Genomic DNA, 22,924 nt, shown 5'->3' on the forward strand with positions numbered 1-22,924 from the left:
GGAGATAGCGTTGCTTGAGCCGGAGCGTTCCGTCTAGAGACCCAAGGCAGAACGCAAACCTGCGAAATCGGCCGGCGGCGGCGCCTCCACCGTCGTCGTTCCGCCCTCGGGATGAGGAAAACTCAGCTTGAAGGCGTGCAGCATCAGGCGCGGCGCCGGCCCAACCTCTGTCGTCAACGCCCCGCCATAGCGAACATCCCCGATCAGCGGCCGACCCAGATGGGCCATATGGACCCGCAGCTGGTGCATCCGCCCGGTCAACGGCTCCAGCTCGACCACAGCCCCCTGGTCATTGGCGCCCAGCGTCCGATAGCGGCTCTGCGAGCCTTGAGCGCCCGGCGCGTCGAAGGCGACCACCCGCATATAGGACTCGCGCCCGATCTCCTCGCGGCGCAGCGGCGCGTCGATCGTCCCCGACGCCGGCTCCGGCGCGGCGGACAGCAGGGCCAGATACTGTTTGCGGAACCGCCGCATCTGCAGCGCCTTGCCCAGAAAACCCGCCGCCGGCTTGGTCTTGGCCGCCAGGATCACGCCCGAGGTGTCGCGGTCCAGCCGATGCACCAGCTCCGGCCGCTTGCCGTTCGACCGAGCGAACGCCCACAGCAGATCGTCCAGCGTATGGGCCTGGATCCGCCCGCCCTGGCTCGACAGGCCCGACGGCTTGGAGAAGGCGATCACATGAGCATCCTCATGGATCACCCACGACCGGACGGCGGCGATTTCATCCTCGGACAGGGCGACGGGTTGGCGAGTGCTCATCGGGGGCTTCTAGACGTTTCGTCGTCAAAAATCCGAGACCGGATTCATGTCTTTTCCGGATAAGGCATCAGGCCTCATCTTTCAGACGCCATGGCGGATTGATCCGATTATCGCCTGCAAAATACAGACAGATCCGATTGCCGTCCGGGTCTCGCAGCCAGGCCTCCCGCCACAGCCAAGTCTGATCGACAGGATCGACGTCAAACGCCAGACCTGCCGTCTTAAGAGCCGCGACGCGCTCATCCAGATTCTGGCATTCAAAATAGACCGCTGTCCCATTCGCTCGCACATCGGATGCGAGATGGATCGAGAAGGTCGCACCGCCTGGACACAAGAAGCGTGCGTAGTGGGGGCTGGAAACGATGAGGGTCAGACCGAACGTCTCGTAAAAAGCACGCGCCGACGGGATGTCCGCGACCTGAACGGTGACCTGATTCAGATTCATGTTTGTTCCGCTGCTTCACCCGCCATCCGCGCCCGCATCTCGGCCCAGCGCTCCAGCCGCGCCTTGACCTTCTCCTCATGCCCCTCGCCCTTGGGCTTGTAGAAGGTGCGGCGTTCCATCTCGTCGGGGAAGAAGTTGGCGCCTGAGAAGCCCTCGGGCGTGTCCGGGTCGTACTGGTAGCCCTTGCCGTAGCCCAGCGACTTCATCAGCTTGGTCGGGGCGTTGCGGATATGGGCCGGCGGCATCAGCGATCCCGTCTCATAGGCCGCCTTCTTGGCCGCCTTGAAGGCTTCGTACACGCCGACTGACTTGGGCGCGGTGGCCAGGTGGACCACGGCCTGGGCCAGGGCCAGCTCGCCCTCGGGGCTGCCCAGGAAGTCGTAGGTGTCCTTGGCCGCATTGGCGACCAGGATAGACAGCGGGTCCGCCTCGCCGATGTCCTCGACCGCCATCCGCACGATCCGCCGCGCCAGATACAGCGGATCCTCGCCCCCGTTCAGCATCCGCGCCAGCCAATAAAGCGCCGCGTCCGGGTCCGAGCCCCGCACCGATTTATGTAGGGCGGATATGAGGTTGTAGTGTTCTTCTCTCGACTTGTCGTAGGCGGGCGCCCGGCGTTGCAGCACCGCCGCCAGCCCCTGCACATCCAGATTTTCGCCTTCAGGCAGGTCGAACAGCACCTCCGACATGGTCAGCAGATACCGCCCGTCGCCGTCGGCCAGTGCCAGCATGGCCTGGCGCGCCTCGGGCGACAGCGGCAGCGACCGCTCCATATGGGCCTCGGCGCGGCTCAACAGTTGATCAAGCGCCGCGTCGTCGAGGCGCTTCAGCACATAGACCTGGGACCGTGACAGCAGCGCCCCGTTCAGTTCGAAACTGGGGTTCTCGGTCGTGGCCCCGACCAGGGTGACGACCCCGGCCTCGACGAAGGGCAGGAAGCCATCCTGCTGGGCGCGGTTGAACCGGTGGATCTCGTCGACGAACAACAGGGTCGACTGCCCCGCCGCCCGCCGCATCCGCGCCGCCTCGAACGCCTTCTTCAGATCGGCGACGCCGGAAAAGACGGCGCTGATCGACTGGTATTCATAGCCCGCCGCCTGGGCCAGCAGCCGGGCGATGGTGGTCTTGCCGGTGCCAGGCGGCCCCCACAGGATCATCGAGCCCAGCCGCCCCGCCTCGATCATCCGACGAATCGGCCCGCCGACGCCGAGCAGATGATCCTGCCCCACCACCTCGTCCAGCGTGCGCGGTCGCAGACGGTCCGCCAGGGGCGCGTCGGGGGGCAAGATGCCGGAGGCTTCGAACAGGTCAGTCACAGTAGCTAGAATGCCTCAGAGCTTCGCAGCATCCTGAACTAGCCGCGCTTGATAGTTGATATTCAGGCAGTCAATCTCCCGAGAGTAGGTCACATTGATGTTCGCTCCTTCCGATGTGACCCAATCAAAAGTCGCAAACATCCCTCCGCTATTTCGGTTTAGCTCCGAGCCATATTTTGCCCTGAGCGCGACTACGACATTTTCAAAATCGCCATCGGTTACGCCACCTGCGGTTTTGACCGTCACTTGGACGATTTTATTTCCATAAAAGTAGAAATGCACAGCGTACCGATGCGACGAAATTTCATAATCGTCGAGACGGAGCAGGCCTTGCGATCCATCAGATAACGTGTCCGCAGCATCAGGATTTGAGACTGCTCCAGGAACAATCAACATCACATCCTGAAGCGACATCCCGTACCTTACATTTTGCCAGAGCCGGGGTCCTGTGATTTCCGTAACTTGAACCACTAAGTCGTTCATCGATTCTTCCTATGGCAAACACCATGGTACGTTCGCGCGAAGCGTCAAAGGGCACAAGATGAGCAATCCGAACCAGGGCCCGCCCTCGGGCCTGACGCCCCATCTGACGATTCCTTCGCGCGGGGCCTCAGCCGCCATCGACTTCTACATCATCGCCTTCGGGGCCGAGGTGCTGGATCGCCGCCTGGCCGACGATGGCGAACGCCTGATCCACGCCCATCTGAAGATCAACGGCGCCAGCCTGATGCTGAACGACGAGTTCCCGGAATACACCGGCGTTCAGGACGTGCGCCCCGCCGGCGTGACCCTTCACCTGCAAGTCCCCGATCCCGACGCATGGTGGACCCGCGCCATGACCGTCGGCGGCGCAGAGCCTGTCATGGACATGGCGGACCAGTTCTGGGGCGACCGCTACGGCGTCCTCCGCGACCCCTTCGGCCACACCTGGTCAATCGGCGGACCGAAGGATTGAGGCTCGCGCTTAGCGCAGTACGCCGGGGATCGGACGACCATTGCGGACGATGACGAACTCCCACGGCCCTCGCCCAGCGCTGGCGCTCTCCAGGTCACGGGCGGTGCTGATGGAGCGACCATTCAGGCTGACGACTAAGTCGTTCTGACGAAAGCCGGCGCGCGCGGCATATCCCCGACCTGAAAGGCCGATAATGATCACGCCGCTCGCAAAGGGGTCGCCGCCCAGGCGGTCGGCCAGTGCAGGATTCAGGGCCACCACCTCGGCGCCGGCGAAGGGGCCGGACTGGATGGTCACACCCTGATCCGGATCGGCGTCGCCTGGCAGGGTCTGGACGCGCGCGGTCAGGGTCTCGGCCCGGCCGTCGCGCAGGACGGCGACCTGGACCTGATCGTTCGGATTGCGGGAGCCGATGCGATAGTTCAGCCCGTTCTGGTCGTTGATCTCCTGACCGTCCACGGCCGTGATGACGTCGCCCTGGCGGATGCCGGCGCGGGCCGCGGGACCGTTGGCATAGACGTCGGTGACCACCAGCCCCTGTGGCCGGCTCAGGCCCAGGCTGCCGGCGATGTCGCCGGTGACGGTGTCGCCCTTCACGCCCAGCCAGGGCCGGACGACGGTCTTGGCCCCGCCCAGAGCGCTATCGACCACACGTTTGACCATGGCGGCAGGCACAGCGAACCCGACCCCGGCGGACGAGCCTGAGCGCGAGAAGATGGCGGTGTTGATGCCGATCAGATCGCCGTCCATGTCCACCAGGGCGCCGCCCGAGTTGCCGGGGTTGATGGCCGCGTCGGTCTGGATGAAGGAGCCGCTGTCGGAAATGCCGGTCTCGGTCCGGTTCAGGGCCGAGATGATGCCGTTGGTCACCGTCTGGCCCACGCCGAACGGATTGCCGATGGCCAGGACCAGGTCGCCGACCTGTTGTTCTTCCCGATCATCGATGGCCAGGACCGGCAGACGGTCGCTGACGTTCTCCAGCTTCAGCACAGCGATGTCGCTACGCTCGTCGGCCAGGATGACGGTGGCGGGAAACTCGCGCCGGTCGTTCAGCACGACCTTGATCTGCTGGGCGCCCTCAATGACGTGATTATTGGTCACCACGATCCCGTCCGACCGAACGATGACGCCAGAGCCGACGGATTCGGCCACCCGCGCCTGGGGGATGCCGCCGCCGAAGAACTGGAAGAAGGGATCGACCGCCTGGACCCGCCGAACGCTGCGGGCCGAGATATTGACCACGGCCGGCGCGGCCGACCGCACCACGGGGGCGAAGCTGGACTTCATCCCCGCCGCATCGCTGGGGGCCGTACGCGTCGGTTGGGCGAACTCGCCCTCCTGCGCCTTGGAACTGGTGGGGCTGCCGCAGGCCGACAGGGCCAGGGCGGCGGCGAGCACGATCGAGCGGGTCGTCATTGTCATCCGGGAAGTACAGCCTTCAACCCCGCCATACCGCCCGGCTTTTCGGGCGGGATCAAGGCGAGCGGCGCAACGACGGATCAGGGCCAGACCAAGAAAAAGGCCGCCTCCTTGCGGAGACGGCCTCGAATTCTTCAGTTCGCGAGAACTTACCGGCTACCGGCGCCGGCGCCCGGAACGCGCGGCTTCGGCGCGGGCAGCAGACCCTCGCGCTGGGCGCGCTTGCGAGCCAGCTTGCGGGCGCGACGGACAGCTTCGGCCTTTTGACGGGCGCGCTTTTCCGACGGCTTTTCGTAGTGCACGTGGCGCTTCATTTCACGGAAGCTGCCTTCACGCTGCATCTTCTTCTTGAGGGCTTTCAGCGCTTGATCGACGTTATTATCGCGAACGAAAATCTGTACCAGGTTGAACTCTCCTTTGGCCGCCCGCCGCGTCCTGTGAGGGAGACGGGCGAACAAATAAAATCAGCGTCCGAAAGCCAAGCCCTCGGATGAAGGCGCGCTAGTACACGAGCCGTCCCTTTCTGTCCAGATCGTGTGACCAGATCGTCGCGGCCATTGTTGAAGGCTCGAAACCCCGGCGAGACGGGCGTATGCTCCGCCTCATGACACAGAACGACGACTGGGCCGACCGGACCGAACAGACCGTGCTGGATGCGGCCCTGTCCCGCGCGCCTGCCCTGGGCTGGAACGCCCGCCTGGTGCGCGAAGCCTGCGAGGCCTGCGGCCTGTCGCGCGGGGACGAGGAACTGCTGTTGCCCAATGGCGCGCGCGATCTGGCCGCCCTGCTGTCGCGCCGTCATGACGCCCGCGCCCTGGAAGCCCTGGCGGCGATCGACGCCAAGTCTTTGAAGATTCGCGAACGAATCGCCCGCGCCGTGTCCGAACGGATGGAGGCCGGCGCCGCCGACCTGGAAGCCACGCGCCGTTGCGCCGCCTTCCTGGCTCTGCCGACCAACGCCGACCTAGGGCTGAAACTGGCCTGGGAGAGCGCCGACCACCTGTGGCGCTGGGCCGGCGACGAATCGACCGACTGGAATCACTATTCGAAGCGGACCATCCTGTCGGGCATATTGATCCCCGCCCTAACCATGCGCTGGTTCGACGGTCGCGAAGCGGCGGAAGCCTTCGTCGCCCGCCGCATCGAGAACGTCATGGCCTTCGAAAAGTGGAAAGCGGGCAAGGACTTCGAAGCGCCGTTCCGCAAGGTGACGGACGCACTGAGTCGCGTGCGGTATGGGGCGCGGGGGTAAAGCCACCTCCCCCTTCTCCGTCGTCCTCGGGCTTGCCCCGAGGACCGGGCCATCCGCCGCTCATGCGAACGTGACACGCAACGCCAGGTCCACATCTGGTCCTCGGGTCAAGCCCGAGGATAACGGGGCAATGGTGAACTCAGACCGGGCCCAACACCCTATTCACATGCGCCATCTTGCGGCCAAGGTAAGCAGACACCAATTAAGATTCGTTCCCAGGAGCGATGCCGATGGCCGATGAAATCCCTCACACCGCCGCCCTTAACGCGATCAATCAACAGCTCGTCGCTGACGGCGAGCGCCTGCCGGCCGTAAAGCTGAAGGACGGCAGCACGGTGCAGACGGGGACCGTCGCCACCATGCTGCTCAACATCGAACACTATAATCGCGGCGAACGGGGCGAGGTGGAGCGTCAGTTGGAATTGGCCGTGCCTACGCTCGCGAAGGTCGGCCTGTTCGACTTGTTCAGTCCCGACGAATGGTGCGCCGGCGATAACCCGGGACGGGCGTTTGTCGGTCGCCTGGCGCTAACCTGCGGGATCGAAAAGACGAGCGCTTAGGCTCATCAGCGACATAGGGTCAGACCGCCCCCAGCACCCTATTCACATGCGCCATCTTGCGGCCGGGCCGGGCCTCGGTCTTGCCGTACAGATGCAGACGCTCATCCGCCTTGGCCGACAAAGCCCGCCACTCTTCGACCTCGTCGCCCAGCAGGTTCTTCATCTCGACGCGGGCGTGAGCCGCTGTCGGCCCCAGGGGCCAGCCGGCGACGGCGCGGATATGCTGCTCGAACTGGTCGCAGACGCAGCCGTCCTGGGTCCAGTGACCGGTGTTGTGGACGCGGGGCGCGATCTCGTTGACCAGCAGGATATCGTCCCCGAGGTCGAACAGCTCGACGCCCACGACGCCCACATAGTCCAGGCCGTCCAGGATCGCCTCGGCGATGGCGCGCGCGCGGACCTGGGTCTTTTCGTCCACGGCGGCGGGCGCCAGGGTGGTGCGAAGGACGCCGCCCTCGTGCCGGTTCTCGCCCAGCGGATAGACCGCCATATGCCCGTCCCAGTCGCGGGCGGCGATGACCGACAGCTCGCGCACGAAGGTCGCCTTGGCTTCCAGGATCGCCGGGCGACCGCCCAGACTTTCCAGTGCCGCAGGCGCGTCCTCGATGGCGTGGATCCAGACCTGGCCCTTGCCGTCATAGCCTTCGCGGCGGGTCTTCAGCAGGGCGGGCAGGCCCAGCTCCGTCAGGCCCACGACCAGATCGTCCAGCGTATCGACCACGGCGAAGTCCACCGTCGGGGCGCCGACGGCGTTCAGGAAGGTCTTCTCGTCCACCCGGTCCTGCGACACGCGCAGCGCCGTCGGCCCCGGCGCCACCAGGGCTCCCGCTTCCGCCAGCCGTTCGATGGAGGCGGCGGGCACGTTCTCGAACTCGAAGGTCACGACATCGGCCGCCCGACCCAGCGCCGTCAGGGCCTCGGGGTCGTCATAGGCGGCGACGATCTGGGCGGTCGAGACCCGGCCCGCTGGGCTCTCAGGCTCCGGATCCAGAATCACCACGTCAAAGCCCAGGCGCGACGCGGCCTGACTCAGCATCCGGCCCAGTTGGCCGCCGCCGAGGATGCCGAGGGTCGAACCGGGGGGAAGCGGAAGCGTGGGCACTCAGTCCTCGACGGTTTCGGCGACGGAGTCCGTCTGGGCGGCGCGGAAGGCGGCCAGGCGTGCGGCCAGGGCTTCGTCCGACAGGGCCAGGATCTGGGCGGCCAGAATGCCGGCGTTGGCGGCCCCCGCCTCGCCGATGGCCAGGGTGGCGACCGGCACCCCGGCCGGCATCTGCACGATGGACAACAGACTATCCATGCCCTTCAGGGCTTTGGACTGAACCGGCACGCCCAGCACCGGCAGTTCGGTCATCGAGGCGGCCATGCCCGGCAGGTGGGCGGCGCCCCCGGCCCCGGCGATGATGACCTTGAAACCGGCCGCCTTGGCGCCGGTCGAAAACTCGACCAGCCGCTGGGGCGTGCGGTGCGCGCTGACGACCTTGGCCGTCCAGGCGACGCCCAGTTGATCCAGCTTGTCGGCGGCCAGCTTCATCGTCGGCCAGTCGGACCGACTGCCCATGATGATCGCCACCGGCGTTGCGGAAGTCGCCATATCTTCAAGGCCCCTCGCGGAAAGGCCGCCCGTTACAGCACGCGGCGGACGCCCGCAACCGAACAGGCCCGGTTTGGCGTGGGATTCGATACGGCACAGCCTTCAATCCCGGCCGTTCAGCCTCTAACATCCGCTTATCGCGCGCCCGATTGAGTCGCGCCGCCGGAGCCTGCCTGCGCCGTGACCGACGTGGCCGAACATGACCTGACCGCCGAGATCGCGCGCCTGCGCGCCGAGCTGGACGCCTGGAAGCAGCGCGCCGCTGCGGCCGAGGCGGCGGCTGATCACGATGTCCTGACCCCGGCCCTCAATCGCCGCGGCTTCATCGCCGCCCTGCAACGCACCATGGCCTACTGCCAACGCCACGACGTGCCGGCGGTGCTGCTGTACCTCGACATGGACGGCTTCAAGGGCGTCAACGACCGGCTGGGCCATGCGGCAGGCGACGCCGCCCTGGTAGCCGTGGCGCGGATGATGCTGGGGCACCTGCGCGAATCGGACGCCGTGGGGCGGCTGGGCGGCGACGAGTTCGCCTTGCTGATGCTGAACGCCGGCGTCGACGAAGGTCGGGCCAAGGCGCGGCAACTGGCCGAGGCGCTGAAGACTGAAGGCTTCGCCTGGAACGGCGAGAAGACGCCGCTCGGCGGCTCGTTCGGCGTCCGCGCCTGGGACGGCCATACGGACGCCGAAGTCTGGCTGACCGAGGCCGACGCCGCCATGTGGGTGCGCAAGAAGGGGCGCTGAGGCCCCTTCCCCGCCCTTCGGCTTACAACGGCAGCCGCAACTGAATGCCGCCCATATGGCTGTCGGCATGTTCGCCGTACCGGCCGCGATAGGCGACCGTCACCTTGACCGGACCCAGCGAGCCTTCGACCCCGGCCGAGGCCAGGAACTGGCCGCCGAACGGATCCTCGACCTCCCGCTCCAGCACCTGCGCCGGGTTGTTGTAGATCCCGACGCGCACAGGATCCGAACTGTCGTCCAGAGCATCACGATAGCCGCCCTCGGCGAACAGGCCGAACTTGCCCATTTCCGCCTCGGCCCGCAGCGCGATCTCGCCGCTGATCGCCTTCATCTCGCGGTCCTCATATTCGTACTGGGCGGCGACGCCCCGCTCCCAATAGCCATCGACGTCGCTGGTGGCCCAGGTCACAGCGACACGAGGCGACAGGGCCAGCCCGCCCATGTCGAGCCACATCCCGCCCTGCAGCCTCGCCCCGGTGCTGAGGGCGCGCGTCTCGGCCGTGTGGACGATGGGCGCCAGGCTGGTGGTGCGTTCGATGTCGTCGATATTGTCGCGCGCCACCCCGACCGCCGCATTGACGAACAGGTCGCCTGAACGCCAGCCGCCATACAGGTCCAGGCCGAAGCTCTCGACATTGAACGTCATGGCCTGGCTCTCGACATCGGTCTTGCGCGCCGTGCCGGCCATGCCGAACCGCCAGTTCGCCGACGGTCCTGCCTCCAGCGCGATCCGACCGCCCCAGCCGTCGCTGGACGATTCAGTGACCGCTCCCCGCGCGTCCGTGTCCACGCGGTCGACCATGGCCGAGGCGGTGACCGCCACGCCGGCCTCCCAGGCGTCACGCCCCGACAGGGCCTCGCTGGCGGCGTCCAGGGCGTCTTCCCGGTGGCGGAAGGCGGTTTCGCCCTGCAAGGCCGCCTGGGAACCGATGTCGCCATAGTAGAGGTAGTCGGTCGCCAGACGGGCCATGACTTGATGCCCCGCCGCGGTGGGATGAACCCCGTCGAAGTAGAAATAGCTGTTCGGGTTCGAACAGACGGTCACCCCGTTGAAACAGGGCTGGGTGACGTTGGTGATGCCGAACTGCCCCGGATTGGCGGCGATGGTGTCGCCGATCTTGAACAGGTCCATCAGGATGATGTTGCTGCCCGGACGCGCCGTCGCCGTCGTGTTCAAGCCAGTCAACAAGGCGGAGTTGAAGGTCGTCACCGCATAGTCCGCCAGGGGCGCCGCAGCCGTACCGCGAAACTGGGGCGTCAGGCTGAGCTTGGGCAGGTTGGTGACCAGAATGGTCCCCGCCCCCGCGCCGGCGACGCTGTTGACCAGAGTGTTTATATTGGCGGCCGCCGTCGTCGCGACCGGCGTGATGGCCCCCACAGGACTGGACGAGGCGCCGGCGGCGGGCAGACCCTGGAAGATGTCGTTGGCGCCCCCCAGAACGCTGACCAGATCATTGGCCCCAAAGGTCCCGCCCCGGCTGGTATAGGCGGCCAGCTGGGTCAACATGCCCGACGGCGGGCCGGCCGAGGTGTCGGTGCGGGCGCCTCCAAAGGCGTAGTTGATGCTGCCGCTGACCGACCCGGTGAAATTGGCCGCGTTGAAACCCAGCAGTTCCGTGAACACCGGACCACTGGAGAAGCGCCCCTGATAATAGGGCGGCGAAGCCGGCTGCGTGCCGCCGGACGCCAGATACAGATTGCCGTTGTCGCTCAGGCTGTCGCCGAACACGACCAGGCGATTATAGGTCTGGGCCGAAGCCGAGCCCGCAAAGGCGCAGGCGGCGACGACCAGGGCGGCGAGGGCGCCGCCGGTGAGATAGCGTGACATTTATTTCCTCCCACGGTCGTCATGTATCGCGACCGTTACAATGGAGGATGCGCCAGTTAGCGCTGAGCGCAAGATGCCGCTACGTCAGCCTTCGGAAGATAAGGCGTCGTTCCGTCAGTGCAGGGTGCGGAACTTCAGCGTTCCCGGCACCGTCTTCAGCGTCCGCAGGGCCTCGGGATCATAGTCCCGGTCCACGTCGGTGATGACATAGCCGGTGCGTTCGTCGGTCTTCAGATGCTGACCCAGGATGTTCAGCCCCGCCGCCGCCAGCGCCCGGTTCAGCTCGGCCAGCACGCCCGGCTGGTTCTTGTGGATGTGCAGGATGCGGTGCGCGCCCGACACCTCGGCCAATTGCACGTTCGGCAGATTGACGCTGAAGGTCGTGTCGCCCCGGTTCAGATAGCCCAGCAGTCGCTCTGCCGCGAACTCGGCGATGGCCTCCTGCGCCTCCTCGGTCGAGCCGCCGATGTGCGGCGTCAGGATCATATTCTTCATCCCCTGCAGCGGGCTTTCGAACGGATCCGAGTTGGTGCGCGGCTCCTCGGGAAAGACGTCCACCGCCGCGCCAGCGACCCGGCCCGAGCCCATGGCCTGGGCCAGGGCGCCGACGTCGACCACATGGCCGCGCGACAGGTTCAGGAACAGCGCCCCCTCCTTCATCCGGGCGAACTGGGCCGCGCCGAAGATGTTGGAATTATCCCGCCGCCCATCAACGTGCAGGGTAACGACGTCGCTCTCGGCCAACAGGGCGTCCAGCGACCGCATCCGTCGCGCATTGCCCAGGGCCAGCCGTTCCGACAGATCGTAGAACAGCACCCGCATGCCCAGGTTCTCGGCCAGGACCGACAACTGGCTGCCGATGGCGCCATAGCCGACGATGCCCAGGGTCTTGCCGCGCAGTTCCTTGGACCCGGTCGCCGACTTGTTCCACTGACCCACGTGCATGGCCGCCGACTTGTCGACCACGTCGCGCATCAGGACGATCATCAGACCGATGGCCAGTTCGACGACCGAGCGCGTGTTCGAATAGGGGGCGTTGAACACCGCCACCCCATGATCCGAGGCGGCGTCCAGATCGATCTGGTTGGTGCCGATGCAGAAGGCGGCGACGGCCATCAACCGGTCGGCCTCCTCCAGCACGCGGCGGCTGACCGTGGTCTTGGAGCGGATGCCCAGCACATGCACCCCCTTGATGGCGGCGATCAGATCGTCCTCGTCCAGGGCGCCCTTGACGGTCTCGACCGAATAGCCGGCCTCCTCCAGCCGTTCGACGGCGGCGGGGTGGATATTCTCGAGCAGCAGCATCTTCATCCGGCTGCGCGGGAAGGACCAGCGGCCGACCAGGCCCTCGGCGTGGAGCACTTCGTCCAGGGATGCTGCCTCGGCGTCGGCGACCTCGACCACCGGCGCGCGGCGGGCGACCTCAGTGAAGGCGTAGAAGGCGTCTGCGGCCCCGGCGATCTTGACCTCGGCGTCGTTCCAGCCGTCTCCGATCATGACGACCCGACCCGACAGCTTCAGGGCGTGGATGACGGCCGGCTTGCCGTCAGCCTGGGACAGAGGATTGGCGTCCTCGACGCCCGTCACACGCCCGTCGGCGTCATAGACCAGGTCGTTGCACAGCACCCGGTCGGGCGACACCCCTAGCATCTCGGCCACCGGCGCGATCACATCCCGGAACCCACCGGACAGGATGACGACCTTGCCCTTGTGCTGCTGGAAGAAGTTCAGATTGCGCCGCACCGAGGCGGTCAGATGATCCGGCGCCGTCTCCGCCAGGGCCGCGACGTGGGCGCGGGTCAGAGGCAGCAAGGCCAGCCGACGACGCAACGCCTCGCCGAAGGCCAGATCGCCGGCCATGGCCTTGTCGGTCAGGTCCGCGATTTCGGCGCGGGTCTTCTCCGCCTCGGGCGAATCCGCCAGGGCGATATCGGCCAGGGCTTCCAGCGTCTCGAAGGCGACCAGGGTCGAATCGAAGTCGAAGATCAGTGTGGGGCGCGCGCTCATGGGCGGCGTCTTAGCGGCCTTCGCGCCTGCGGCAAAGCCGAGCCGTGCTGATAAAACCGATCAGTTGCGCTTAAACCTTGCCGCCTGCCGCGATTTTCACGGCGGCGGGCGGCAAGAAATATCAGAACCGGGCGATGCGGCGCACGTGGCTGTCCGGACGACGGCTTTCCAGCACAGCCGCGCCGACAGCGGCGGCGATGGTGGCGACGGCCAGAAGCGCGCCGCCTTCGCGGGCGTGATCACGGGCATAGGCGCCCGCGTCGTCGGCGTAACGGCGCGCCGTCTTGCCATGTTTCTTCAGCGCCTTCTTGGAGCCCTTGCGGGTCGAACGGAACCATTCGTCCGCGCGGCCGCGCGCATCATGGCCCGCGTCTGCCGCGCGATGACGCGCCTCGCGGGAAAGCTCCCCCGCCCGCGCGCCTGCATCCTCCGCCCGGTGGCGGAAGGCGTCGACGGCGTCGTGGAAACGGTCGCGCAGGTCTTCAGTATCCACCCATCCGCGCGGATCGATACGCGTCTTGATGCGCTGATAGCGCGTGGGTCCGCTGCGCTGGGTCAGATACAGGACCACGGCGGCGCCGGCCGCAAGGGCGACGAGGCTGCCGGCGGTGACGCCCGGATGTTTGCGGACTTCGGCCAGGGCGCTGAAATTACGGACCATGGGATAGTGAACCTCTTCATCAAGGCCGTCCTCGGTCGGGTCGTAGAGCCCGTCGTCATACGGCCGATAAGCGGAACGGCGGTCCCGCATCAGCGAAGGAGCGAACCGCGCCAGAAGAGGTTCCGCAATCCCCGGCAAGGCTGAGTAGAAAGACGCGATAATGCGCCCTCCCCCGCCCACGGTAATCTCGCGGATCGGATGGGTGGCGCAGTACAGAATGGTGTCAGCGACCACATGGGTCGCATAGACGGGCTGCGGATTGTGCATCGCCTGGCCCGTCAGGTTCCGGGCGTGCCGGCTTATGGGCGTATTAATCGCGCCGGGTTTGACCAGGCTGACCGCCACCGGCGCCTGTTCGCGCAACAGCTCGATACGCAGGGCGTTGGTGAACCCCTTCACCGCATGTTTGGACGCGGCGTAGATCCCCTGCACCGGCAGAGGCAGATCCGACAGGATCGAACCCACATTGATGATGGCCCCGCCGCCCGGCCGCGTCCGCAGATGTTCGACCGCCGCCATCGCGCCATTGACCACGCCCCAGTAATTGGTCTCGAACAGCCGCCGTTGATCCTCCAGCGTCGTCTCGCGGATCGATCCGAACAGCCCCACTCCGGCGTTGTTGACCCAGGTGTCGAAGCCCCCGAACAGCCGCACGCATTTGTCGGCCGCCGCCTTCAGCGCTTCGGCGTCCGACACATCGGCCACCGCCCAGGCCACGCGCGATCCCTGCGCCTGCAACTCTTCGCACAGGGCCCGCAGATCCGCCTCGCCCCGCGCGATCAGAAACACCCTGGCCCCGGCCCGCGCCGCCCGACGCGCCGTCGCCAGCCCTATCCCCGACGTCGCGCCGGTGACGACGATGGACTGCTCGCCCAGCGGCTTCAGAACAGGTTTCGCGCGCATGTCCGTCCCTTGCATCCGGCCTCGACAAATTCTCGAGGTTCTCCATCGTTTGTAGAGCCGGATTCTACAGGTTTTTCGAGGCGACGGCGCGCCTTTGATCGCACCGACCTGATCCGCCGATTTTCACCACCGACCTCGCCCCCTTATCAACGGGGCTTTGGATGCCTAAATAGCCGCGATCCCGAAATGACGACTTCCAAGGACCCCGCCGTGACCGATCACGCGCCTCATTCCGCCGTTTCCGACGACCTGGCCGCGGCCTTCCAGATCGAAGGCTGGCCTGTGCGCGGCCGCCTGGTGCGCCTGGGCGCGACCATCGACAAGATCCTCGCCGCCCACGCCTATCCCGAGCCGGTCGCCGCCCTGCTGGGCGAGGCCTGCGCGCTTGCGGCCTTGATCGGCTCCAGCCTGAAGTTCGAAGGCCGCCTTATGGTCCAGGCCCAGGGCGACGGACCGGTCCGCTATGTCGTCGCCGACTACGGCACCGACGGCACGCTGCGCGGCTACTGCCGCTATGACGAGGACGAGGTGGCCGAGGCCTCCAAGGGTTTCGCCCGTCCCGGCGCCCAGACCCTGTTGGGCCAAGGGGTCTTCGTCATGACCCTGGATCGCGGCCCCGACTTCGAACGCACGCAAGGGATCACCCCCATCGAGGGCGAAAGCCTGTCGCTGTGCGCCGAACACTATTTCCAGCAGTCCGAACAGGTGCCGACCAAGGTGCGTCTGGCGGTCGGCTCGGTCCTGACCGAGGCCGGTTCGCAGTGGCGCGCAGGCGGGGCGATGATCCAGATCATCGCCGGCGACGAAGCGCGCGGCTCCACCGAAGAGGTCTGGGACCGCACCCGGGCCCTCTTCGGCACACTGGGCGACGACGAGCTGATCGACCCGACCATCTCGCCGGAAACCCTGCTGTTCCGCCTGTTCCACGAAGACGGCGTACGGCTGGAGGGCGCACGCGAACTGACGGCGGTCTGCCGCTGCTCGCGCGACCGCATCGCCTCGGTCCTTGCCTCTTTCGACCCGTCGGAACGCGCCGACATGGTCGAGGACGACGGCAAGATCCGCGTCACCTGCGAATACTGCGCCACCGTCTATGCCCTTGAGCCGGACGAGATCGTGGCCGAGCAGATCTGAGGCGCGTGGCGGCGGGCGCGGTTTCGTGAGAAGATCGCCCCATGGCCGCCACCCGCAAGATCACCGTCGAACTGCCCGAGCAGACCGCGCGCGAAATCGACGCCAAGGTCGCCTCGGGCTTTTCCGAAAGCGCCGAAGCCTATGTGGTGGAAAGCCTTGAAACCTACCTGCTGAGTCAGGACCCCGGCGTGGAAAACTGGCTGCGGACCGAAGTCGTGCCTACTCTGGAACGGATCGAGCGCGAGAACACGCCCGGCGTCCCCGCCGAACAGGTGCTGAACCTGTTGAGGAAAAGGCAATCGGCGCGGACTCGCGCGGAGTGAAGTTGCGGGCGGTGACGTTCGATCCGCAGGCCATCGAGGACCTCGGATCAATCCATGATTGGATCACCGACCAAGCCAGCTCGACGACCGCAGACCGATACGCCCAAAGGCTGCTGAACTTCTGCGCTCAGTTCGACCTGTTTCCGCAGCGGGGCGAGGCCCGCGAGGACCTCTACCCCGGACTACGGATCGCCGTGTTCGAACACCGCGTCGGCGTGGCCTTCAAGATCTATGATCAAGAGGTTCGGATAGTCCGCCTATGGTCAGGCGGCCGCGATTTGCAGGGGATATTCCCTGACCCTCAGCCTTCCAGATCCAGTGAATAGCCGGCCGAGCGGACGGTGCGGATGGGGTTGGCGCTCTCGCCGATGTTCAGCGCCTTGCGCAGCCGGCCGACGTGGACGTCCACGGTGCGAGCTTCGACATAGACGTCCGAGCCCCAGACGGCGTCCAGCAACTGTTCACGGCTGAACACCCGGCCCGGGTGCTGCATGAAATGGTCCAGCAGGCGGAACTCGGTCGGGCCCAGATGCACTTCCTGGCCTGAACGCTTCACCCGGTGCGAGACGCGGTCGATGATGATGTCGCCGTGGTTCAGCCGGTCGTCGGCCAGGCCCGGCCGGATGCGGCGCAGCACGGCGCGGATGCGCGCGATCAGCTCGACCATCGAAAACGGCTTGGTCAGATAGTCGTCGGCGCCCGTGTCCAGCCCCCGGACCCGGTCGCTTTCCTCGCCCCGCGCCGTCAGCATGATGACCGGCAGGTTGCGGGTCTCCGCCTTGCCCCGAATGCGACGGCAGACCTCGATGCCCGACAGCTTGGGCAGCATCCAGTCCAGCAGCACCAGGTCAGGCTGACGCTCGTCGATCTGGAGCATGCCCTCCTCGCCGTCGGCGGCGACGGTGACGTCGTAGCCTTCCTTCTCAAGATTGTACTGAAGCAGGGTCGCCAGCGCGTCCTCGTCTTCCATCACAAGGATATAGGGCTGCACGTCAGATCTCCGGTATCGGCTTAGTGCGAGGTGGTCGTCAGGTTAGGCGTGGAGGCTTCGTCCTCCGTCCCCGGTTGCGCACGCGGGCGTTCGCCCAGCATGTCGTCGCCGGTGATTTCGTAATGGACGGTCTCGGCGATATTGGTCGCGTGATCGCCGATCCGCTCAAGATTCTTGGCCATGAACAGCAGATGGGTGCAGGCGCCGATCGTGCGCGGATCGCCCATCATGTAGGTCAGCAGCTCGCGGAACAGCGAGTTGTAGTGCTCGTCCACCTCGTCGTCCGTCTGCCAGACCGCCACGGCGCGATCCAGTTCAGAGGCGGTGTAGGCGTCCAGCACGTCACGCAGCCGCGTCGAGACCAGCCGTCCCATCCGTTCGATCGAACGGGTCAGGGGCTGCATCGGCTCGCTCTCGGCCAGGATCAGCGCCCGCTTGGCGATGTTCTTGGCCAGGTCGCCGGTGCGTTCCAGGTCAGAGGCCATCTTCATGGCGCCCAGGGTGCGACGCAGGTCGCTGGCGACCGGCTGACGCAGGGCGATCAGGCGAATGGCCTTCTTCTCGATGTCGCGATGAAGCGCGTCGAGCTTCAGATCCCGCTCGACCACCGCGCGCGCCAGGGCGATGTCGCGACGAGCGACGGAATCGATGGCGTCCGACACCTGGGCCTCGGCCAGACCGCCCATGCGGGCGACCTCGGCCGTGATCTGGTTCAGTTCGTCACCGTAGGCCTTGACCGTGTGCTGGTTCATCAGCCGAACCTTCCGGTGATATAGTCGAGCGTGCGGCGCTCACGCGGGTTCTGGAAGATGTCTTCCGTGTCGCCGGTCTCGACCAGACGACCCATGTGGAAGAAGGCGGTGCGCTGCGACACCCGCGCGGCCTGGGCCATCGAGTGGGTGACGATGACGATGCAGAACCGCTCACGCAGTTCGTCGATCAGTTCCTCGATCCGCGCCGTAGCGATGGGGTCCAGAGCCGAGCAGGGCTCGTCCATCAGGATCACTTCCGGGTTCACGGCAATGGCGCGGGCGATGACCAGACGCTGTTGCTGACCGCCGGACAGACCCATGGCGGACGACTGCAGACGGTCGGCGACCTCGTCCCACAGGCCGGCCCGCTTCAGGGCGCTTTCGACCACCCCGTCCATCTCGGACTTGGCGCTGACCAGACCGTGGATCTTGGGACCGTAGGCGACGTTTTCGTAGATCGACTTCGGAAAGGGGTTCGGACGTTGGAACACCATGCCGACGCGGGCGCGCAGCAGCACCGGGTCGATGGAGCGATCGTTGATGTCCTCCCCGTCCATCGCGATCCGGCCCGTCACCTTGGCGCCGGAAATCGTGTCGTTCATGCGGTTCATGGTCCGCAGGAAGGTCGACTTGCCGCAACCCGACGGTCCGATCAGGGCCGTGACGGTCTTGTCCGGAATATCCAGCGAGACGTCGTACAGCGCCTGCTTGCCCTCGTAGAAGACCGAGACGTCGCGCGCAGCGATCTTGATCGGCCCGACGGGCGGACTATCGACCACGGTCGGTCCAGGCAGGTCCGACGCTTCGTAAGCGCGGGGCTCCTCCCCAGGATTTGACTTGGAGGTCGTGATTTCAGGCAGAACCTGACCACCCACGCGCGAGGTTTCAGTGGGATCGACAGGGCCGGAACCGGTCTGATCTTCGGCGGAGCGGAAAATACGGAATTTCATTCTCTTACCACCGACGCTCGAAGCGCCGCCTCAGGATGATGGCCGCCGCGTTCATGATGATCATGAAGACCAGCAGAACAATGATCGCAGCAGCCGTGCGTTCGTGGAACGCCCGCTCTGAGGCGTTCTCCCAGATATAGATCAGCGACGGCAGGGCGCCGACGGGTTGGTCGATGGCGTGCGGCACGCCCGGCACGAAACTGACCATGCCGATCAGCAGCAGCGGCGCGGTCTCGCCCAGGGCGTGGGCCATGGAGATGATGGCGCCGGTCATGACGCCGGGCATGGCCAGCGGCAGCACATGGCTGAACACCGTCTGCGTCTTGGACGCGCCCATGGCCAGGGCCGCCTCGCGAATGGACGGCGGCACCGCCTTCAGGGCCGAGCGCGTGGCGATGACCAAGGTGGGCAGAGCCATCAGGGCCAGCACCAGACCGCCGACGATCGGGCTGGCGCGCGGCAGGTGCATCCAGTTGATGAACAGGGCCAGCCCCAGCAGGCCGTAGACGATGGAGGGCACGGCCGCGAGGTTGTTGATGTTGACCTCGATGATGTCGGTCAACTTGTTCTTGGGCGCGAACTCCTCGAGCCAGATGGCGGCGCCGACGCCCAGAGGAATGGCGATCAGGGCGGTGACCATCAGCATCAGGGCGGAACCGACCACGGCGCCCAGGACGCCGGCCAGTTCAGGCTGGGTCGAATCGCCGTTGGTGAACAGGGCCGTGTTGAAGTGGGATCCGACCACGCCCTCGGCCTGCATCCGCTCCAGCCAGGCGATCTGACGGTCGTTGATGCGACGTTGATCCTGCGGCGTCGCCTTGGAAATCTCGCCCTTCAGATACAGGTCCGCGTCGTCCGAAAGCGGAACCGCCAGCGGGACCGTCTCGCCGATGACGTCCGACCGCTTCGCCACCAGATCGGCGGCGACGAACTTCAGTTCGGACGAGAACAGCGCCTTCATTTCGCTGGAGGCCGTGCCCGCCGCGTCGTCCTGAATGCCCCAGCGCGCCAACTGCTGCTCGGCCGCGAGCTGTTCGAAATTGGAGCCTTGCGGATAGGCGCGGTCGATCCGGGCCGGGTCCATATAGACCGGCACCGTCACCGTGTGGGTGTAGAAGGCGGTGTGGCCCTGCTCGACGATCCGCACCAGCAGAACGGCGAGGAAAAGCATGGCGGCGGCGATGGCCAGCCGGCCGAACCACTTGAACCGCGCTTCCTTGGCGTGACGGCGCTTCAGGCCGGCGCGCAGACGATCCAGCCGTCCCTTCGCAGCCGCGCCGTCGATCTGATCGGGGGTCGCGTCAGTCATATTGTTCCCGGTAGGTCTGGACGATCCGGTGCGCCACGATGTTCAGCACCAGGGTCGCCAGGAATAGGGTCAGGCCAAGGCCGAAGGCCGACAGGGTCTTGGCGCTGTTGAACTCCTGGTCGCCGGTCAGCAGGGTGACGATCTGCACGGTGACGGTGGTGACGGTGTCCAACGGATTGAAGGTCAGGTTCGCCGCCAGGCCGGCGGCCATGGTCACGATCATGGTCTCGCCGATCGCACGCGACACGGCCAGCAGCAGGGCGCCGGCGATGCCCGGCAAGGCGGCGGGCAGCAGCACCCGCTTCACCGTCTCGGACTTGGTCGCCCCCATGGCGAACGACCCGTCACGCAGCGACTGAGGCACGGCGTTCAGAATATCGTCGGACAGGGACGAGACGAATGGGATCAGCATGATCCCCATGACCGCGCCCGCAGTCAGCGCCATCTGGTTCTGAACCAGCGCCAGATAGTGGCCCAGGCCATCCAGGGGACCGCCGATCAGGAACAGCCCGATCTCGTTGAAGAAAACCCGCAGGATGGGCCCGACCGTCAAGGCGGCGAAGAAGCCGTAGACCACCGTGGGCACGCCCGCGAGAATCTCGAGTAGCGGCTTGATGACGGCGCGCGTGGTGCGTCCCGCGTATTCCGACAGATAGATGGCCGACAGCAGGCCGATCGGCGCCGCGACACACATGGCGATCAGCATGATCAGCAGTGTGCCGGCGAACAACGGCACAGCGCCGAAAGCGCCCGTCGATCCGACCTGGTCGGCGCGAATGGCGATCTGGGGGCTCCACTGGGTTCCGAACAGGAACTCGAATACCGGCACCTTCTGGAAGAAGCGCAGGGAGTCGAACGCCAGCGAGGCGATGATGCCCAGGGTGGTCAGGACCGCGATGGCCGAACAGACGAACAGAGCGCCATACACCCAGCCCTCGACCCTGTTCCGGGCGCGGGTCTGCGGCTTGATCTGGCTGAAGGCGAACAGCCCGCCGATCACAGCAGCCAGGATCGCAGCCAGCCCGCCGCCCCATTGCAGGGTGCGCTCAATGCGGACCATGCGACGCGCCTCGACCGGCAACTGCTCGGCCAGCGGGCGTTCCCAGATCTGCAAGGCCGGCTCGCCCCGACCCACGCGATGGGCGTCGGCGAAGAAGGCGTCACGACGGAAGGGTTCAAGCGCCGCAACAGCCTCGGGCGTGCCGGCAGCCGTCAGCTGGCGCTCCAGCGGGGTCGCAAACACGCTGAGAAGGATCAGAACCAGCAAGGCGGGCGCAGCCACCCAGATCAGGGCGTAGGCGCCGTGCTGACCCGGTCGCGAATGGGGACTGGCGCCAACCGCACGACGACGCGCGAGCTCGCGACCGCCTAAGAAGGCAGCGGCGCCGAGCGCAACAAGTATCAGTAGGTAAATCCAGATCATTCCGGGTCCGAAGCGGGGCAGGCGCGAATCGAAAGGCGACCGGGGATCCGGGCTCGACGCGGCGCGACTACTGCCTGTGAATGGTCAGCGGATTAAGACGAGTTGATGACAGTTCGATAACAGCGCCGGCCTGAGCCGTCTCAAGCGGCGGCCGAACGGGCGTCGCGTCGCTCGTTCACCATAGGAAACCAGGCTGTGAAAGCGGTGCCCAGACCCGGGGCGCTTTCGACCACCAGACCGCCCTGGTGGCGGTTGATGATGTGCTTGACGATCGCCAGCCCCAGCCCTGTCCCTTGACGCTCGCCGCTCTTCTGCCCCTCGACCCGATAAAAGCGTTCGGTCAGGCGCGGCAGGTGTTCCCGCGCCATTCCCGGCCCGTGGTCGCGAACCGTGACAGCGGCGTATAGGACACCGACGGCCCTGTCGGGCGTGACCAGCGGCAACCGCGTCGCTCCGGGCATGCGCGACGCCCAGGCCTCATCGAATGACAGGTCGGACCGCACCGAGATGTCCACCGCACCGCCCTTGGGGGAGTATTTGACGGCATTGTCCAACAGGTTCTGGACGACTTGCAGAATTTCGTCCCTGTCCCCGCTGATCGAAGCCCTCGCCTCCCCCTGGTCGACCACGACATCGACCTGCTTCTCCTGAGTCAGCACGCTGACCGCATCGACGACGTCCGATGCTGCGCGGTCCAGATCCACCCGTCCGGACGGCGGGATATGCTCGTTCAGTTCGATCCGGCTGAGTGACAGCAGATCCGCGACCAGCCGCCCCATCCGGTCCGCCTGGGCCGACATGATGTCCAGGAAACGGTCACGGGCTGCGACATCATCACGCGCATGGCCCTTGAGCGTCTCGATAAATCCGCTGAGCGAAGCGAGCGGCGTCCGCAGTTCATGGCTGGCGTTGGCCAGGAAATCGACCCGCATCATCTCCGTCCGGCGCGCATCCGTCTCGTCACGCAGAATAACCATCGCCAAGGCGCCGGCGCCCACGCCCTCGCCCCGCCCGAGGGGCCGGGTCCAGGCGCGCCACCGGCGATCTCTCTGCCCGCCGGTCGTATAGTCGGTGGTGCGAGACACATTCCCGAACAAAGCCTCGTCCACGGCTTCCAACACTCCGGGCTCGCGCATGACCTGCACCAGAAGCGCGCCCTGGCTCTGGATCCGCAGCAGATCGCGCGCTGCGCTATTGGCCATAACGATTCGGCGACCGGCGATGTCGTCGGGCTCTCCGCCGCTGATGATCAGGACTGGATCGTCCAAAGTCTCGAACACCCGGTCAAGCAACTCCGCCTTCATGGGGTCGGACGCCCGCTCGACCGAAGCACTCGTCGACTCCGGCAGAGGCGTGGTCGATGACGGATGCGCGTTCAGAATCCACGCCGAAATGGCCACGACCACCGCGCCGCCTAGCAGCCAGTTGGCGATCTGCGGGTGAATGAAGGCCAGGCCCACCAGCACGCCGACAGCAATCGCGATACTGATCCCCACGGTCCACAGACGCGAGGTCGAAATCGGCGCAACGGGCGAAGGCGAGAATTCATAAGGCATATGCGGCGCAGGCCTCCGTATGGGCAGCCGATGGATTCCAATC

Annotated in this window: 24 protein-coding genes; 7 read left to right on the plus strand and 17 right to left on the minus strand. The window is 66.1% G+C overall.

Annotated features, from left to right (window positions below):
- Positions 1-33: 33 nt before the first annotated feature.
- The 4 genes from ACW177_RS11710 to ACW177_RS11725 all read right to left on the minus strand — a co-directional run bounded on the left by ACW177_RS11710 (position 34) and on the right by ACW177_RS11725 (position 3,003).
- A complete protein-coding gene (locus tag ACW177_RS11710; RefSeq protein WP_492025872.1) occupies positions 34-759 on the minus strand; it encodes an RluA family pseudouridine synthase in 726 nt (241 codons plus the stop codon).
- 67 nt (positions 760-826) lie between these two features.
- On the minus strand, positions 827-1,204 hold the full coding sequence (locus ACW177_RS11715; RefSeq protein ID WP_492025873.1) for a VOC family protein: 378 nt from the start codon (positions 1,202-1,204) through the stop codon (positions 827-829).
- A complete protein-coding gene (locus ACW177_RS11720) occupies positions 1,201-2,520 on the minus strand; it encodes a replication-associated recombination protein A (protein ID WP_492025874.1) in 1,320 nt (439 codons plus the stop codon). Before ACW177_RS11720 ends, ACW177_RS11715 begins: the two co-directional genes overlap by 4 nt.
- A 15-nt stretch (positions 2,521-2,535) precedes the next feature.
- Positions 2,536-3,003 carry a hypothetical protein gene (locus ACW177_RS11725; RefSeq protein WP_492025875.1) on the minus strand — a complete coding sequence of 156 codons (468 nt, stop codon included), beginning with the start codon at positions 3,001-3,003 and terminating at the stop codon, positions 2,536-2,538.
- 58 nt (positions 3,004-3,061) lie between these two features.
- Between ACW177_RS11725 and ACW177_RS11730 the strand changes: the two genes are divergently transcribed.
- Positions 3,062-3,475, plus strand: a complete 414-nt coding sequence (locus tag ACW177_RS11730; RefSeq protein WP_492025876.1) for a VOC family protein — start codon at positions 3,062-3,064, stop codon at positions 3,473-3,475.
- Between the two features lie 9 nt (positions 3,476-3,484).
- Here ACW177_RS11730 and ACW177_RS11735 read toward each other — a convergent pair whose 3' ends face one another.
- Both ACW177_RS11735 and rpsU read right to left on the minus strand, forming a co-directional pair.
- The gene (locus ACW177_RS11735) at positions 3,485-4,891 is read right to left on the minus strand and encodes a Do family serine endopeptidase (RefSeq protein WP_492025877.1); all 1,407 of its coding nucleotides are present in this window, start codon (positions 4,889-4,891) and stop codon (positions 3,485-3,487) included.
- A 152-nt stretch (positions 4,892-5,043) separates the two neighbouring features.
- The gene (rpsU, locus tag ACW177_RS11740) at positions 5,044-5,298 is read right to left on the minus strand and encodes a 30S ribosomal protein S21 (RefSeq protein WP_267516790.1); all 255 of its coding nucleotides are present in this window, start codon (positions 5,296-5,298) and stop codon (positions 5,044-5,046) included.
- Positions 5,299-5,498: 200 nt separating this feature from the next.
- Between rpsU and ACW177_RS11745 the strand changes: the two genes are divergently transcribed.
- Positions 5,499-6,146 carry a COQ9 family protein gene (locus ACW177_RS11745; protein WP_492025878.1) on the plus strand — a complete coding sequence of 216 codons (648 nt, stop codon included), beginning with the start codon at positions 5,499-5,501 and terminating at the stop codon, positions 6,144-6,146.
- A gap of 230 nt (positions 6,147-6,376) precedes the next feature.
- Entirely contained in the window at positions 6,377-6,706 is a 330-nt protein-coding gene (locus ACW177_RS11750) for a DUF7709 family protein (protein WP_492025879.1), read from the plus strand.
- Positions 6,707-6,725: 19 nt separating this feature from the next.
- Here ACW177_RS11750 and ACW177_RS11755 read toward each other — a convergent pair whose 3' ends face one another.
- Positions 6,726-7,808 carry a 5-(carboxyamino)imidazole ribonucleotide synthase gene (locus tag ACW177_RS11755; RefSeq protein ID WP_492025880.1) on the minus strand — a complete coding sequence of 361 codons (1,083 nt, stop codon included), beginning with the start codon at positions 7,806-7,808 and terminating at the stop codon, positions 6,726-6,728.
- Positions 7,809-8,300 (minus strand): 5-(carboxyamino)imidazole ribonucleotide mutase, encoded by a 492-nt coding sequence (gene purE, locus ACW177_RS11760; protein ID WP_271163950.1) that lies wholly within the window; start codon positions 8,298-8,300, stop codon positions 7,809-7,811.
- Between the two features lie 180 nt (positions 8,301-8,480).
- Between purE and ACW177_RS11765 the strand changes: the two genes are divergently transcribed.
- A complete protein-coding gene (locus tag ACW177_RS11765) occupies positions 8,481-9,044 on the plus strand; it encodes a GGDEF domain-containing protein (RefSeq protein ID WP_492025881.1) in 564 nt (187 codons plus the stop codon).
- Between the two features lie 22 nt (positions 9,045-9,066).
- Here the strand turns inward: ACW177_RS11765 and ACW177_RS11770 are convergent, their stop codons facing one another.
- The 3 genes from ACW177_RS11770 to ACW177_RS11780 form a co-directional block, all read right to left on the minus strand.
- Positions 9,067-10,872 carry an autotransporter domain-containing protein gene (locus tag ACW177_RS11770; protein WP_492025882.1) on the minus strand — a complete coding sequence of 602 codons (1,806 nt, stop codon included), beginning with the start codon at positions 10,870-10,872 and terminating at the stop codon, positions 9,067-9,069.
- 114 nt (positions 10,873-10,986) lie between these two features.
- A complete protein-coding gene (gene serA / locus ACW177_RS11775; protein WP_492025883.1) occupies positions 10,987-12,879 on the minus strand; it encodes a phosphoglycerate dehydrogenase in 1,893 nt (630 codons plus the stop codon).
- Between the two features lie 121 nt (positions 12,880-13,000).
- Positions 13,001-14,443: an SDR family oxidoreductase gene (locus ACW177_RS11780; RefSeq protein ID WP_492025884.1), complete on the minus strand. Its 1,443-nt coding sequence runs from the start codon at positions 14,441-14,443 to the stop codon at positions 13,001-13,003.
- A gap of 210 nt (positions 14,444-14,653) precedes the next feature.
- Between ACW177_RS11780 and ACW177_RS11785 the strand changes: the two genes are divergently transcribed.
- The 3 genes from ACW177_RS11785 to ACW177_RS11795 are packed head-to-tail and all read left to right on the plus strand — an operon-like array spanning position 14,654 to position 16,226.
- Positions 14,654-15,577: an Hsp33 family molecular chaperone gene (locus ACW177_RS11785; protein WP_492028113.1), complete on the plus strand. Its 924-nt coding sequence runs from the start codon at positions 14,654-14,656 to the stop codon at positions 15,575-15,577.
- A gap of 41 nt (positions 15,578-15,618) precedes the next feature.
- A complete protein-coding gene (locus ACW177_RS11790) occupies positions 15,619-15,900 on the plus strand; it encodes a hypothetical protein (protein WP_492025885.1) in 282 nt (93 codons plus the stop codon).
- An 11-nt stretch (positions 15,901-15,911) separates the two neighbouring features.
- Complete coding sequence (locus tag ACW177_RS11795) at positions 15,912-16,226, plus strand: type II toxin-antitoxin system RelE/ParE family toxin (RefSeq protein WP_492028114.1); 315 nt, start codon at positions 15,912-15,914, stop codon at positions 16,224-16,226.
- Here the strand turns inward: ACW177_RS11795 and phoB are convergent.
- From phoB to ACW177_RS11825, 6 genes are all read right to left on the minus strand, one after another.
- A complete protein-coding gene (gene phoB, locus ACW177_RS11800; RefSeq protein WP_271163955.1) occupies positions 16,202-16,891 on the minus strand; it encodes a phosphate regulon transcriptional regulator PhoB in 690 nt (229 codons plus the stop codon). The two genes, ACW177_RS11795 and phoB, sit on opposite strands and share 25 nt — an antisense overlap.
- Positions 16,892-16,911: 20 nt before the next feature.
- Positions 16,912-17,643, minus strand: a complete 732-nt coding sequence (phoU, locus tag ACW177_RS11805) for a phosphate signaling complex protein PhoU (protein WP_492025886.1) — start codon at positions 17,641-17,643, stop codon at positions 16,912-16,914.
- Entirely contained in the window at positions 17,643-18,593 is a 951-nt protein-coding gene (gene pstB / locus ACW177_RS11810) for a phosphate ABC transporter ATP-binding protein PstB (RefSeq protein WP_492025887.1), read from the minus strand. Before pstB ends, phoU begins: the two co-directional genes overlap by 1 nt.
- Positions 18,594-18,597: 4 nt before the next feature.
- Positions 18,598-19,902, minus strand: coding sequence for a phosphate ABC transporter permease PstA (pstA, locus tag ACW177_RS11815; protein WP_492025888.1), 1,305 nt, complete (start codon positions 19,900-19,902; stop codon positions 18,598-18,600).
- Positions 19,895-21,325 carry a phosphate ABC transporter permease subunit PstC gene (pstC, locus tag ACW177_RS11820; protein WP_492025889.1) on the minus strand — a complete coding sequence of 477 codons (1,431 nt, stop codon included), beginning with the start codon at positions 21,323-21,325 and terminating at the stop codon, positions 19,895-19,897. The genes pstA and pstC overlap by 8 nt, the downstream gene beginning before the upstream one ends.
- A 140-nt stretch (positions 21,326-21,465) precedes the next feature.
- Entirely contained in the window at positions 21,466-22,881 is a 1,416-nt protein-coding gene (locus tag ACW177_RS11825; RefSeq protein ID WP_492025890.1) for a sensor histidine kinase, read from the minus strand.
- Positions 22,882-22,924 lie beyond the last annotated feature (43 nt).

The sequence above is a fragment of the Brevundimonas sp. AVps23W genome (assembly GCF_058681395.1).

Coding starts and splice junctions, on each gene's coding strand:
- ACW177_RS11780 (WP_492025884.1), bottom strand. CDS start 14,443: ATGCGCGCGAAACCTGTTCTGAAGCCGCTGGGCGAGCAGTCCATCGTC.
- ACW177_RS11745 (WP_492025878.1), top strand. CDS start 5,499: ATGACACAGAACGACGACTGGGCCGACCGGACCGAACAGACCGTGCTG.
- purE (WP_271163950.1), bottom strand. CDS start 8,300: ATGGCGACTTCCGCAACGCCGGTGGCGATCATCATGGGCAGTCGGTCC.
- ACW177_RS11715 (WP_492025873.1), bottom strand. CDS start 1,204: ATGAATCTGAATCAGGTCACCGTTCAGGTCGCGGACATCCCGTCGGCG.
- pstC (WP_492025889.1), bottom strand. CDS start 21,325: ATGATCTGGATTTACCTACTGATACTTGTTGCGCTCGGCGCCGCTGCC.
- ACW177_RS11790 (WP_492025885.1), top strand. CDS start 15,619: ATGGCCGCCACCCGCAAGATCACCGTCGAACTGCCCGAGCAGACCGCG.
- ACW177_RS11730 (WP_492025876.1), top strand. CDS start 3,062: ATGAGCAATCCGAACCAGGGCCCGCCCTCGGGCCTGACGCCCCATCTG.
- ACW177_RS11710 (WP_492025872.1), bottom strand. CDS start 759: ATGAGCACTCGCCAACCCGTCGCCCTGTCCGAGGATGAAATCGCCGCC.
- ACW177_RS11725 (WP_492025875.1), bottom strand. CDS start 3,003: ATGAACGACTTAGTGGTTCAAGTTACGGAAATCACAGGACCCCGGCTC.
- ACW177_RS11735 (WP_492025877.1), bottom strand. CDS start 4,891: ATGACGACCCGCTCGATCGTGCTCGCCGCCGCCCTGGCCCTGTCGGCC.
- pstA (WP_492025888.1), bottom strand. CDS start 19,902: ATGACTGACGCGACCCCCGATCAGATCGACGGCGCGGCTGCGAAGGGA.
- phoU (WP_492025886.1), bottom strand. CDS start 17,643: ATGAACCAGCACACGGTCAAGGCCTACGGTGACGAACTGAACCAGATC.
- ACW177_RS11770 (WP_492025882.1), bottom strand. CDS start 10,872: ATGTCACGCTATCTCACCGGCGGCGCCCTCGCCGCCCTGGTCGTCGCC.
- pstB (WP_492025887.1), bottom strand. CDS start 18,593: ATGAAATTCCGTATTTTCCGCTCCGCCGAAGATCAGACCGGTTCCGGC.
- serA (WP_492025883.1), bottom strand. CDS start 12,879: ATGAGCGCGCGCCCCACACTGATCTTCGACTTCGATTCGACCCTGGTC.
- ACW177_RS11750 (WP_492025879.1), top strand. CDS start 6,377: ATGGCCGATGAAATCCCTCACACCGCCGCCCTTAACGCGATCAATCAA.
- ACW177_RS11825 (WP_492025890.1), bottom strand. CDS start 22,881: ATGCCTTATGAATTCTCGCCTTCGCCCGTTGCGCCGATTTCGACCTCG.